13 protein-coding genes and 1 tRNA gene are annotated in these 13,960 nt (G+C 25.9%); 11 read left to right on the top strand and 3 right to left on the bottom strand.

Annotated features, from left to right (window positions below):
• Window positions 1-203 precede the first annotated feature (203 nt).
• The gene (locus tag MBCUT_RS05430; protein WP_067259675.1) at window positions 204-746 is read left to right on the top strand and encodes a DUF6932 family protein; all 543 of its coding nucleotides are present in this window, start codon (window positions 204-206) and stop codon (window positions 744-746) included.
• Window positions 747-761: 15 nt separating this feature from the next.
• Window positions 762-1,013 (top strand): hypothetical protein, encoded by a 252-nt coding sequence (locus MBCUT_RS05425; protein ID WP_067259674.1) that lies wholly within the window; start codon window positions 762-764, stop codon window positions 1,011-1,013.
• 39 nt (window positions 1,014-1,052) lie between these two features.
• Here MBCUT_RS05425 and MBCUT_RS05420 read toward each other — a convergent pair whose 3' ends face one another.
• A complete protein-coding gene (locus tag MBCUT_RS05420) occupies window positions 1,053-1,388 on the bottom strand; it encodes a thermonuclease family protein (protein WP_067259673.1) in 336 nt (111 codons plus the stop codon).
• 266 nt (window positions 1,389-1,654) lie between these two features.
• A complete protein-coding gene (locus tag MBCUT_RS05415) occupies window positions 1,655-2,236 on the bottom strand; it encodes a hypothetical protein (RefSeq protein ID WP_169805402.1) in 582 nt (193 codons plus the stop codon).
• A gap of 157 nt (window positions 2,237-2,393) precedes the next feature.
• Here MBCUT_RS05415 and MBCUT_RS05410 point away from each other — a divergent pair, with 157 nt between their 5' ends.
• The 7 genes from MBCUT_RS05410 to modA all read left to right on the top strand — a co-directional run bounded on the left by MBCUT_RS05410 (window position 2,394) and on the right by modA (window position 11,335).
• Complete coding sequence (locus MBCUT_RS05410) at window positions 2,394-3,128, top strand: hypothetical protein (RefSeq protein WP_169805401.1); 735 nt, start codon at window positions 2,394-2,396, stop codon at window positions 3,126-3,128.
• Window positions 3,112-3,291, top strand: a complete 180-nt coding sequence (locus MBCUT_RS05405) for a hypothetical protein (RefSeq protein ID WP_067259670.1) — start codon at window positions 3,112-3,114, stop codon at window positions 3,289-3,291. The genes MBCUT_RS05410 and MBCUT_RS05405 overlap by 17 nt, the downstream gene beginning before the upstream one ends.
• A gap of 298 nt (window positions 3,292-3,589) precedes the next feature.
• Window positions 3,590-3,696 (top strand) — tRNA-Met (locus MBCUT_RS05400).
• A 229-nt stretch (window positions 3,697-3,925) separates the two neighbouring features.
• A complete protein-coding gene (locus MBCUT_RS05395) occupies window positions 3,926-5,080 on the top strand; it encodes an aldo/keto reductase (RefSeq protein WP_067259669.1) in 1,155 nt (384 codons plus the stop codon).
• Window positions 5,081-5,860: 780 nt separating this feature from the next.
• Window positions 5,861-7,189: a type I glutamate--ammonia ligase gene (glnA, locus tag MBCUT_RS05390; protein ID WP_067259668.1), complete on the top strand. Its 1,329-nt coding sequence runs from the start codon at window positions 5,861-5,863 to the stop codon at window positions 7,187-7,189.
• 749 nt (window positions 7,190-7,938) lie between these two features.
• The gene (locus tag MBCUT_RS05385; protein ID WP_067259667.1) at window positions 7,939-9,708 is read left to right on the top strand and encodes a DUF128 domain-containing protein; all 1,770 of its coding nucleotides are present in this window, start codon (window positions 7,939-7,941) and stop codon (window positions 9,706-9,708) included.
• A gap of 823 nt (window positions 9,709-10,531) precedes the next feature.
• The gene (gene modA / locus MBCUT_RS05380) at window positions 10,532-11,335 is read left to right on the top strand and encodes a molybdate ABC transporter substrate-binding protein (RefSeq protein ID WP_067259666.1); all 804 of its coding nucleotides are present in this window, start codon (window positions 10,532-10,534) and stop codon (window positions 11,333-11,335) included.
• A 206-nt stretch (window positions 11,336-11,541) separates the two neighbouring features.
• Here the strand turns inward: modA and MBCUT_RS11545 are convergent, their stop codons facing one another.
• Complete coding sequence (locus tag MBCUT_RS11545) at window positions 11,542-11,754, bottom strand: hypothetical protein (protein WP_245634950.1); 213 nt, start codon at window positions 11,752-11,754, stop codon at window positions 11,542-11,544.
• Here MBCUT_RS11545 and MBCUT_RS05375 point away from each other — a divergent pair.
• A complete protein-coding gene (locus MBCUT_RS05375) occupies window positions 11,669-12,346 on the top strand; it encodes an ABC transporter permease (RefSeq protein WP_245634949.1) in 678 nt (225 codons plus the stop codon). The two genes, MBCUT_RS11545 and MBCUT_RS05375, sit on opposite strands and share 86 nt — an antisense overlap.
• A 214-nt stretch (window positions 12,347-12,560) precedes the next feature.
• On the top strand, window positions 12,561-13,736 hold the full coding sequence (locus MBCUT_RS05370) for an ATP-binding cassette domain-containing protein (protein ID WP_067259664.1): 1,176 nt from the start codon (window positions 12,561-12,563) through the stop codon (window positions 13,734-13,736).
• Window positions 13,737-13,960 lie beyond the last annotated feature (224 nt).

Below are 13,960 nucleotides of genomic sequence, written 5' to 3'. Positions count from 1 at the left end.
TAGTAGCACAATATATAAATAAGTGAAAATAGCTATAAAAAGTTGTATTTGGTATGGATATTGCTAGAAAAACTAAGTGTTTTTATGTTTTTTAACATTTTAAGAAAAATTTAATATTTTGAGAAAAAATATATTAACTATTGAAACCATAATACTAAATAGTAAAAAATAGATTAGACATTAAATATGAAGGATATAGTTTCATGATACCAAATTTCACAGAAGAAGGATATTTACCACAAGGATGTCATTTTTGTTCAATTGATGAGTTTAAAGAAAGATTTGTCAATGATTTCAAAGACTCTAAAAGTAGAAAAAGTCGCTTTGAAGGATTTGTTGAATATGTGGAATATTTAAAATTAGGTATTAAAAAAGAACTAATTTATGTAATAAATGGTAGTTTCACTACTAATAAAATTAACCCTTTAGATATAGATTTTGTGATAGTATTTGATTTATCTACATTAAATTCAGCAGAGTATGCTTTTGCACAAAATGAAGCCATAAAACAAATTGAAAAGAATATAAATAGACATAAAGCCTTAAAAAAAGTTAAAAATAAAACTTTCAATATTAAGGAGGTTTATTGTTGTGATTGGTATCCGATATATAAAACCACGGAAGACGATCCATTGTATGACGACTATTTGGCAGATAAAGAATATTGGTTGGATTTATTCAAGCATTCAAAAGAAAACTTTAAAAAGACTGAAGATGAAAAAGGCATGATTAAAATAAAGTTATGAAAAAGGAGGGATTTTATGAAAAATATTAATGATATTAAAAAAGACATTGCGAAAGTTAATGAGAGAATATATAAGAAAAAAGAATTAATGAAAGAATATCCAGAAGATGTAAGATTAAAATTAAGCTTAGAATCATTTGAAGGTAGAAAAGAAGTATTATATCACGACCTAGAAAATGAATATACTAAATTAATAGATGAAGCTAAAAATATTTTAGAGATTAACAGCCACATCATAGAATCTTTAATAGAAATCCAAGAAAAATAAAAAATCAAGAATATTAAGTAGATATATTATAAATTATATTTAATCAATATTTTTCGCTACTCCTCTTTCTAATAGTGTTTCATTATAATTAATTCCATCTAAATAAATTGTAGCTAACCATCTACCATATTTATCAGTTTTCAATGGTTTATCTGATTTGATAATTATTTCTTTATCGAGTAATTCAGATGTAACAATTTCTTTAGCTTTCTTTCCTTCTTCTTTTTCTGATCCAGTTAGTTCTGGAGTGTTTATTCCGTTTAGTCGGAATTTTTCATGTATATATACATTGGATCCTAAATCAACATCACATTCAATTGTGTCGCCATCAATTACTTTGGTTACTTTTGCTTTGTAATTATATAGTTTTAACATTTTAAAACCTCATTTTTAGGAAACCTCACTTTTTAGAGAAAATTATATGGTATAAAAATCTTAATTAATATAATTATCTTAAATGTGCAATAATTTTATAAAGTAGAAAAAATAAAATAATAATAAAATATATGGAAGGGATTTAATATGAATGAAAATAGCAATAAAAGAGTAAATCTCCATATCTATAATGAAGAAAATTACACAAAATTGAAAATGTTAGCTATGATTGGTCTTTGTCTATTTTGTTCATGATGATGTTTTTTTTATGGTAGGACATTTCGTTTTATCCATCGGATTTTTGATAGTTGTAATCTTTTTTTAATGCCGTGTAGTGTTTTGTATCTTTTTTTCAGGTATCTTGGTAGGGTTACTCCTATGTAGCATTCTAAAAGATTGTTGGTATTGGGTAAAAATTTGTTTTTGATGTGGTTTATGGATCTTTCAAAGTTTTTGGAAAGTTTTTTGATGAAAACAGCGATGGGTTCTGGTAATTCATCTATCATGTCTTCCAACTTTTTAAACCTTTTTTTAGATGTTTTTAGTGTTTTAGAGTTGAAAACCAGTTTTATTTTATCTATGTTTTTTTCTATTTCTTTTATTTCGTTTTTTAATTGTCTGATTTCTTTTTTATCGTCTTTGATTGTTTTTTGGAGGTTTTTTATTTTTTGGTGGTAGTGTTGTCTTTTTTTATCAGTTTTCAGTATTCTTCCTTTTTTAACTGTTCCTTGATTATTTTTGGTTTTATTTGAGTTTTCTTCGTTTTTTAGTATTTTTTCTTTTAATTTTTCGATTTTTAGTTTTTTTCTGTTTAGAATTTTGTATACAAGGTTCATTAGGTTTTGCATTTTATGAAAATTGCATAATTGGTCTTTGTCCAAAATGTTCATGATATTTTAGAAAAAGTTTTTTATTTTTGGTGGTTATATATTTATTATTATGTCCAATAAAAATAAAAATAACCACCAATATAAATTTTGTAATGATGATATATTTAATGTTTTTGTGCGTTTTGAAAAGAATATTGTTTATTTGAAACCTAATATGTCTCCTTTGATTGTTCCTTTAATGATTCAAATGATGGATGATGATGTAATATTCTGCTATGAACGTTATAATAAGATTTGTCCTCTTTGTGAAGGGAAATTAAATGCAAATGGACGCTATCCTATCTCTATAAATAAGTGTATCGATGTTGAAAAACAGCAATATTTTTGCAAAGAATGCAAGGAAAGTTTCATTACAAATATAGATTTAGTGGATAAAAACTCCTGCTACATGAAAGAAATCTCTTTACAAGGACTTAACCTTGGTTCAATAGATTATATATCTTTAGAAAAAATGAGTGAAATAATTGAACAATTTTATGGCCATGCACCAGCAAAACAAACAATATTAAACCACATAGACAACAATTACGAAGAATTCATAACAAAAGAAGAAGAAAAAATAGAAAAAGAACTTAAAAAAGCAAATATAAAACCTAGTGGAGTTTATCACTATGACGAACAATACATATTCATATCCAAAGAATTATATTTAAGATTAATTATTTTAGACAATAAAACAAAGATGATAATAGCAGAAGAGCTAGTACACAACAATAAATTTAATAAAAAATTTGTTAAAAAATTCATACACACAAATTTAAATAATTTACCCCTTAAAGGAATTATAACAGATGGAGTGAATTACTACCCAGAAATAATCGATGAACTAGGAGTTGAACATCAATTATGATAAGGAATATTATAATCAAGCTTTAAATCATACCTTACATGAAAATAATATTGGATTTTTTGATAATTTAACTCATGTTTTCATGGTAGATACTGGAATTGAAGAGATAGCTAGTTTTGATGAAGATTTTGACATATTCGACGACATAAAAAGAATAAGTTAAATACAAGTCTATATATCTATTGTTTTTTTATACATAACTTATTTTTTTCAAATAATAGTTAACTTCTTACTAACTATTTTCAAAGATATTATTCTAAGTCCATATATTCTATAAAAAGTATGGTGATTTTTCAGTTTTATATGTATTCTAGTTTTTAGTAAACTATATATTGCTTATTTTTAATACTATTATTGTGATTGTGAATTAATAATTAACTTGTATGTTGGTATAATAATTATATTATTTTATACTAATCTATAAATTTGAAAAAAAATGATTATCTGGCTTTATCAGTATGGGGGGTGGCTCAGCTGGTTAGAGCGCACGGCTCATAGGGTTTTAAGCAGTGCTCTGACTAATTCCTGGGATACCGTGAGGCCGCGGATTCGAATCCCGCCCCTAGCATGAATATGTGTCCCAGGAGCTAATTTATTAGATTATTTACTAATTTTAAATATATATTTATGCTTTTTTTCATTTTTAAAAAAAAAGGTAAAATTCTTTTAAGCTAATTAGGTCAAATTTACTGTCTATTTATTAGCTATTATTCATTACTATCAGCTATCATTATCTAGTGGCCATAGCATATAACTAGAAACATGAAATGGAACTAGAAACGTGAATTGGTGTTGAAATGCTTTATAGAGATTTAGGACAAACTGGAGAAAAAGTATCAATTTTGGGATTTGGATGTATGCGTTTTCCTACAATAAATGGGAAAGATGATCAAATTGATAAAGAAAAAACTGCAAAAATGCTTAGCTATGGTATAGACAATGGAATAAACTTTATTGATACTGCATATTCATATCATGGGACAGATTTTAATAAAGGAGGAATGAGTGAACCATTTCTCGGAGAATTTTTATCTACAGGATATCGAGAAAAAGTATTACTTTCTACGAAATTACCAAGTTGGATAGTTGAAAAAAAAGAAGATATGGAATATTTCTTAGATCAACAATTAAAAAGGTTACAGACAGATCATATAGATCTGTATCTACTTCATTCATTAAAAGAAGATTATTGGAAAAATTTAACTTCTTTAGATGTTTTTGAATTTATGGATTCAATACAAAGTGATGGTAGGGTAAAATATATTGGTTTCTCATTCCATGATGAATTAGAATTACTTTTAGAAATTTTAGACTCTTATGATTGGGATGTTGTCTTCACCCAAATGAACTACTTAGATGAATCATATCAAAGTGGATTAAATGGTTTACAATATCTATCAAGTATTGGTCTTGGTAATGTGGTTATGGAACCACTTCGAGGAGGGAAACTAGTTAACAATGTCCCTCCTGAAATTAATGAACTGTGGAACACTGCAAAAACAAAGAGAAGTAATGTGGAATGGGCATTCAAATATTTATGGGATATTGAAGGAGTAACATCTATTTTAAGTGGAATGAGTACTTTAGATCAAGTAAAAGAAAATATTGCTCTAGCTTCCAATGGTTATCCTAACTCTTTAACTAAAGAAGAGAAAATTTTAATAAAAGAAGTTAGTATGGCTTATAAAGAAAAAAAAGACATTGATTGTACTTTATGTGGCTATTGCATGCCTTGTCCATACAAAGTAGATATTCCCACTTGTTTTAAAGAATACAATATTGCTAAAATGTTAGATAATGTTGAAGCAAGCTCAATGCAATATTTTTCATTATTAAATGAAGAAAATCTAGCATCATCTTGTACTGATTGTGGGAATTGTGTAAATATGTGTCCACAAAGAATTAATATACCAAAGGAACTTAAAAAAGTAAAAAAACTCTTTGGAAAATAAAATTGATGTTTCTAAAATAGAATACCTTCTTTTTTAAAGGATTAACTTAAAAATAAAATTACATTTTTTAGAATTTATATAAATTATTACTATAATATTTAATAGAAAAAATTAAGTATAAATTGATTAATAGAAAACGTTAACTTTGAGAGAATTAATAGAAAAAATTAAGTATAAATTGATTAATAGAAAACGTTGACTTTGAGAGAATTAATAGAAAAAATTAAGTATAAAAATTTATATTAAATAAAAAGGATAATAATATAATATGAGACTTATTATATAAATCAAATTATAATTTGTAATTAATGTAATTAAAAAAATAGGATTATTTTTAGAAAATATGATTATTTTTTAGAACATTATTAAAAATTATTTATAAAGTAATAATTAAGAAACATTTATAAGGTATTAGAAGGAAATGTACTTCCGACGACTAAAAATTTTAAAAAAGTTTAAAAATAATTTTAAAAAATGCAAATTTCTAGTTACAATAGCTATGTTCAGTTAAATATAGGTATGCATTTTCTATATTGAACCTGTATTTAATTCGGCCTGTATTTAGATTATTTATCTATATAACTAGTATTTATTGGGATATTTTTTAGACTTATTTTAAAATGTATAGTTTATTACCTAATAAATTTCCATGAAAATGATATTTACATAAAAATAAAATATAATTAAACATGAAAAAAGTTTGGTAATGCACTTATATACAGTAAATTTATTTACTAGTTCAAATTATTGTCAAATTATTGTAATAGGGAGATAGATTTAATGGTAGATGAAATAGGAAACGCAATTAAAGTAATGCATGATGAAAATATTAAATTTGTAAGATTACAATTTGTAGATATAAATGGAATTCCAAAAAGTATCTCAGTTCCTCTCGGAAGTGATGAAGATATGGAAGATCTGTTCAATGATGGAATGTTATTCGATGGATCATCAGTTGATGGATTTGTCGAAATTCACGAGAGTGATTTGCTATTAAAACCAGATCTCAGTACTTTTTCTTCTTTACCATGGAGACCAGATGAATCAGGAGTATCTAGATTTATCTGTGACATATACACTCCTGAAGGGAAGCCATTTAAAGGTGACCCAAGAAGTACATTAAAAAGTTCTTTAGAAAAACTTAAAGACAAAGGATATAGTTACAATATTGGACCTGAACCAGAATTTTTCATAATAGATCAAGACGAAGATGGAAATTATATTCCTCACGATGATGCAGGATATTTCGATGTTGACCCAACTGATAAAGGAACTAACTTTAGAAGAAAACTTGTTATAGATTTAGAAGACCTAGGTTTTGAGGTTGAAGGAAGTCATCATGAAGTAGCTCCTGGTCAAAATGAGATTGCATTTAAATTTGATAAAGCTTTAAAAACTGCAGATGCAGTTATAACCTTTAAACAAGCTATTAAAGCTATTGTTGATAATATGGGTTATAAAGTGACCTTTATGCCAAAACCATTCTTTGGAGTGAATGGTAGTGGAATGCATTGTCACCAAAGCTTATTCAAAGGAGACAAAAATCTATTTTCTGATGAAAATAATGAAAATGGTTTATCTCAAGAAGCTTTATATTTCATGGGAGGTTTGTTAAAACATTCCCCTGCATTATCAGCTGTTGTAGCTCCTACTGTTAATTCATACAAAAGATTAGTTCCAGGATATGAAGCTCCTGTTTATATGGCTTATGGTCTTAAAAATAGATCTGCATTAATTAGAATACCTGCTGCTCGTGGAAAAGGGACAAGAATTGAATATAGAAGTCCTGACCCTTCATGTAATCCTTACCTTGCATTTGCAGCTATGTTAGAAGCTGGATTAGATGGATTGAAACATAAAATTGATCCAGGAGAACCAACAGAATTTAATATATATAACTTGTCTGATGAGGAACTTGGGGAAAAAGGAATCAATGTACTGCCTGCAAGTTTATGGGAAGCTTATCATGCATTTGAAGAAGATGACGTTATTAAAAAAGGTCTTGGACAACATATCAGTGAAAAATTCTTAGAATCAAAATATGCAGAATGGGATGAATATCGTATACAAGTATTTGGATATGAACAGAAAAAGTATATTGGACTCTAATCCTTTATATTTTTTTTAAATAATGTGAGTTAATTCGTTAGTTAATTAATTCATATAAATTAATTTTCTTTGAATTACTTCTATATGAATTAATTCCTTATTAATCAATTCCCTGAATTACTTCTATATGAATTAATTCCTTATTAATCAATTCCCTGAATTACTTCTATATGAATTAATTCCTTATTAATCAATTCCTTGAATTATTTCTATATAAAATAATTTATTATTAATTTCAATAATATATTTTAGGCATCTATATTAAAATTATTATTTTCAAAGTCAATGTCCAGTACTATAAATGAAAATAATCTATTAATAATTATTATAAAGATCAATTTTATAAAGAATCCTAAACTAAATTATTTTTATATTTAATAAAGTGAATCTATTTTACTATTAGATATTAATCATATATCTGATCTTTAATATTTATTAAAATTAGTCTTACCCTTTTTCTTTAACAATGATTTGCCATTAGCAATATTATAAAATTAATAATTGATATCAATACTACTATAATCAGTACTATTATATTTAATAAATTATTCTACTTTAATAATAATTCCATTAGTAATTATTAGAATCTTAAATGATAAAATAGCAAAATATTTAAAGTTAGTGATCTTATAAATTAAGAATAAATAAGAAGATTATTTTTATTCTAAGCTAATTTATAAAGATCTAATTATTATTTTATAAATTATTATAAAAATTAAGAAATTTTGGGATATTCTTAGGTTATTTCTATGACAGAATCACAGGAAAAAATCATTGAAATTTTGAGAATTTTAGATGAACAGGACACTGCAATTGGGGCTAAAATTATATCTGATAAGCTCAATATTAAAGGATATAACCTAGGAGAAAGAGCTGTTAGATACCATATGCAAATTCTTGACGAAAAAGGATTTACTGAACGTGTAGGTTATTCTGGAAGAAAAATAACTAAGCTTGGTGAAAAAGAGCTAGAAAAAGGTCTTATATATAATCAGATAGATTTTAGTTTTTCTAAATTTGAAGAAATGATATATCAGACCGATTTTAACCAAAAAACACTTAAAGGTAATGTAATTGTCAATGTTTCACGATTGATTGAAGATAATACTCTTTTAAAAGAAAATTCCTCAGAACATGGAGAAGATGAGGCACTTGAAGTAATAAAAGAAATTTTTCAGTTAGGATTAAGTGTAAGTTCCTTAGTAGAAATTCAAAATAAAAAAGTTGGTGAGAAAAAAGAACTTTGGATTAAAACGATCTGTGGAACAACTATTGATGGAATGCTGTTATCCAATGGAATACCAACTTTACCTCTTTATGGAGGACTTATAAAAGTAAAAAATTATATTCCTCAAAGATTCACTGAATTAATTTCCTATAAAAAAACATCTATTACTCCCTTAGATGCATTTATATCTGATGGGATGACTTCAGTTCTGGATGTTGCAAGAAATGGTACTGGGATTATTCCAGCTAACTTTAGATTAATACCAGCTGAAGGTGTTGAAAGGGCTAGAAAACTTTTAAAAAATTTATCTAAAGTAGGGATAAATGGAGTAATTTCAATAGGTTCAAGTGGTGAAAGCGTGTTAGGAATTCCTGTTTCCGAAGGAATGGTGGGAATGGCGATCATAGGAGGAGTAACTCCTCTTTGTGCAGCTAAAGAATTAGGATACGCCATGGAAATAAAGCTAGGTGAAAAAATAATTGAATTTGAAAAATTATCTCCCATAATTTATCAAAAAAATAAAATAAACAGTTATGAAAATAAAATTTTAAAACCAGCAACAAAGGCAAAGAAACAAAAAGTTCCATTTCTACTTTCAAAAGCTTGGAATCTTATTCAAAATGTGAATTTTGATATTGAAACTCAAGAAGGAGATTTAATCTCGAATATATCCTATTTAAATAAATCAGATCTAGATTTAGCTATTGAAATAATGAAAAATACTTATAAAAAATCAAAAGAATATATAAATCCTTATTATAAAATAATAGACTCCCCCACAAATAATGATGTTAAAATAGATAAGAAAAATCAAGTTGGAATAGCTACCATTTGCAGCTTATCTATTGATGGAATTCTAATTAATAATGGAGTAATATCTACTCCTAAATATGGAGGGCTCTTAGAACTCAAAGATAATCCTCTTTTTGTAGAACTCATATCATACAACGGATCTTCTATTGATCCACATGAAATATTTATGTTCAAAAATATGACTTCTATAACTAATAATCAAGACTCCCAGAAAATTTTGGCTTCATTGAAAGAAATTCCATTGATAGCTAGAGATAAAAGTAGAAATATCTTGGATAAGATATCAGATACCATTCCCATATATAAAATTGGAAATCCAAGAGAGATAATTTATAATGCAAAGGTAGATAGCTATAATTTCGGAGTGGTTAGTGGAAGTGGTTTGAATCCAATAGCTGCAATTAAAGAAGAAGGGATAGATGTTAAAGTCAAAGCTGTTCAGGGAAACATTAACCTTAATGAAATGGAAATACTCTAATGAATTTTCAATAAATATTCGAAATATCTTTGACCTAACAAGTCAATCGCTATTGTTAATCTTATTACTTTAATATTACATTTATAAACATCTGTAATGGTTACTATCCTAATTATTAATACACTAATTATCAATATAATAGTTAATACTATACTTTAAACTTTTAATATCATTTATTTTTAATTATAACATCTTAGAATTGATTATTATTAAAAATATATTAATCAAACATGTTAATTAATTTAATAAATTGATTAAAATTATTAAGTTAAAATTATAATATTTTTCAGATGATTTATTTATTAAGAACTTTATCAAAATGACTTATAATACTTATAATCAATAAATGAATTATATAGTGTTGTACAAAACTTCTCAAAATTATAATATTTTTAAATATTCATATTAATTATTATTTTTATAAATAAAAGAATTTTAACGATTAAAAATTTAATATTATTTTTAAATCAAATGTCTAGGACTATAATAATTATAATTAATAAATGACTTCTAATGATTTTAATTAATTATACTACAATTACTTAGAATAATCCTTATTTTTAATAAAATCTTACTTATTTTTAGTAAAACATTCAATTTTAAATAACAATATTAATCATTAATAGATTATTAATAAACTTATTACTAATGAAGTTATTAGTAATGAAATTATTTTAATTTATTTAAAATTGAAAAATGAAGATTTTTAATGATTTTATTTTTATACAAAATCAAAACAAAAAGATTATATATTAACATAGCAAAATAAAATTAACGATGAAACTATTAATTCATAATAAAAAAGCCATGGAGAAAATGTAGAATGGATAAAAAAAACAAAATAATAATTATTTGTGCTTTGATAATAGTTATTGCAGCTATAAGCGGATTATATTTAACTGGAACTTTTGGAAATAATGATTCAAAGGAAGAAGGGAGTATCGATATACTAGTAGGTGCAGGTTTTAGTAAAGTTGGTGCAGATTTGATTAAAGAATTTAATAAAAAATATCCCAATATAAAGATAAATGCTAAATATGGAGGAAGTGGTGAATTATTCGCTACTTTAGAAACTCAAAAAAGTGGGGATGTGTTTTTACCAGCTGATTACAAATATATGGAAGATGCTATGGAAAATGGATATATAGAAAATGATACTGTTGAAAATATAACCACGAATATTCCTGTAATAATTGTAGAAAAAGATAATCCTAAAAATATAACCTCTCTTAAAGATTTAGCTAATTCTGGAGTTAAAGTAGGTTTAGGAGAAAAAGATGGGCCTGCCATTGGTAAAACTTCATCTAAAATACTTGAAAAAAACAACTTAACTGAAGAAGTTGAAAAGAATGTGGTGGTTAAAAGTACAACAGTTAATCAGCTATTGACTTATTTAGTAACTGGACAAGTAGATGCTACTATAATTTGGGAAGATATGACTTCTTGGGAAGAAGGAAAAGGAAAAATTGAAGTTATAGAAATCCCTAATGATGAAAGCGTGATAAGTACTGTTCCTGTTGGAATTACAAGTTTTGTTGAAGATAAAGATGCTGCTTTAAAATTTAAGGAATTTATTAGTTCAAGTGAGGGTAAAGAGATATGGAAAAAATGGGGATTCGAAGTGTAATCTCCATCACATATTAATGGATGATGGTATTTTTAATATCAATACATTAATTAATTTTTTAATAACAATACATTAATTAATAAATGATTTGCTAATATTCTATATAGACTCTCAATCTTTCTATAGATTTTCTTATTAATATAGAATTTTTGGCTCTCAATAATCGATTTAATACCTTTTAGAATAAAGTTTAAGTAATTATATTTTTATCTTGTTGTTGAAAATATGCGATCTAAATTTGAATTAATTTTCATAGGAATAACTATAGCTATTACTGCAATTTTCTTTGTAGTTATAGGAAGCATGTTTTTAATACCTTCATTTGAAGGATTTATCAATGCTCTTTTTTCTGAGCAACTGATATTTGCCATAAGTTTAACTTTAACTACATCATTAATAGCTGCTTCTTTAGTTATCATCTGCTGCATACCTATGGCTTATACACTAAGTAGGTATGAATTTCCTTTAAAAGCTTTATTTAAAATTATAATTGATTTACCTATGGCTTTTCCAGAAATAGTAATAGGAATAGCACTTTTAATGTTTTTAGGATCTAATGGAATTGGAAATTATCTAGATTTCCTTGGAATTCAGCTTGTTTTTAATAGTACTGGGATAATTATTGCTCAATTCTTTGTTGCTTTACCTTATGCAGTAAGAATGTTATATTCAACCTTTAATTATATTAATCCCCGTTATGAATTTGTTTCTCGTAGCTTAGGTCATAGTGAAGTAAGCACCTTTTTAAATATTACATTACCATTATCAAAAAATGGTCTTTTTGCAACTGGAGTAATAGCTTTATCTCGATGTATTGGAACATTTGCATCTGTTCTATTTGTTGGAGGAGGAATATTAATGAAAACTGATACATTAGCTGTTTCAATGTATCTAAATTTATCAACAGGAGATATAGATATGGCGATTACTGCGGGAATTCTTTTAGTTATTATTTCATTTATAACAATAGCTATTATGGAGAAATATGCCAAAGAAAACTATATTCACTGATTTTAACTTTGTTAAATGAGAAAGATTATAGATAGATTATAGATAAAGGTTATAGATAACTTATAGATATCAATTATTAATAGAATTATATTGAATTAATGGATAGAGAATATTGATAATTTAAATTTAAATATTAGATAATCTGATTATTAAAAAATATTACATATTGATAATATTAAAGATAATTAAAACATTGAGGGTTGTTAGTGGTTTTATGTATTTGGAAATCGAAAATTTATCAGTCCAATTAGGAGAATTTCATTTAAAAGATATAAACTTAACAATCAAAGAAGGTGAATATCTCATATTAATTGGGCCAACAGGATCGGGAAAATCAGTTCTATTAGAAACAATAATAGGTTTTTATGCGCCAGATAAGGGAAATATAAAGCTGAAAGGTAGGAACCTAAATGATATTCCACCTGAAGAAAGAGGAATTGGAATAGTTTATCAGGACAATACTCTATTTCCAAATATGAATGTCTATGACAATATTGCTTATGGAGCTAAAAAAAAGTTTTCAAGTGAGCAGATAGAGAAAAAAATAGCTGAAATAGCTGAAACAATGAGAATCAAACATATTCTTCATAGAAATGTGACTACTCTAAGTGGAGGAGAAGCACAAAGAACCGCATTAGCTAGAGCACTCATTGTAGAACCAAAAATAATTTTAATGGATGAACCATTTAGTGCATTAGATATTTCAACACAGGCAAAGCTAACTTCTTTGATTAAAGAGATAGGAATGAAATATAAAACAACATTTCTTCATGTGACTCATAATTTTAATGATATCTGGAGCCTGGCAAATCGTGTAGGTGTCATGAAAGATGGGAAAATACATCAATTAGATACATCTATCAATGTTTTTTCAAGGCCAGAAAATAATTTTGTTGCCGATTTTGTTGGAGTCCAAAATATCTTTGAGGGAAAAATAATAGAAATAAGCCTAGAAACAGCAAAAATAGAATTAAACAATAAAGTCATTATTACAAGCTCAGATATTAGCTATTTAAGTAAAATATCTAATGAAAATGAGGATACCGAAGACTTTAAAGATATTAACAAGAATACGAATAGAAAAGATGTTAATAAAAGTAAAGTTTTAATAGCTATTCGTCCAGAGAACATAATCTTTTCCAATGCAAAATTCGAATCATCAGCAAAAAACCAATTAAAAGGAAAAATATCAGAAATTCTAGAATCAGGACCAACTAGTTTGGTAAATGTAGATGTTGATGGATGTATATTTAAAGGTTTATTAACAAAAAGTTCTGCAGAGATTTTAGAAGTTAAAAAAGGTAAAGAGATTTATATAAGTTTCAAATCATTGAATGTTAGTGTTATAGATAAGTATGGATCATTCAACAGTGATATCAAAAAAGAATAGCTATTATTTTTAAAAATTGAATATCGAAAATTAATAATATTGAAATAAATAGAATAGAAACATGAGTTGAAAATATATTATTTAACAGATAATATTTAAATATAGTCCTGAAAGGAAAGTTTATAAGTAATGATTTTTATATATTAATATGATATATGGGGTTGTTACTCATGGTTAATATGGTTCAAAAAAGGGTTAAAAATCATTTATCTAAAAATGAATTA

Source organism: Methanobrevibacter cuticularis (assembly GCF_001639285.1).
In the GTDB taxonomy this organism is placed as follows: Archaea; Methanobacteriota; Methanobacteria; order Methanobacteriales; family Methanobacteriaceae; genus Methanobaculum; species Methanobaculum cuticulare.
The sequence above is the reverse complement of the archived record's forward strand: the minus strand, read 5'-3'. Positions and strand labels throughout refer to the sequence as shown.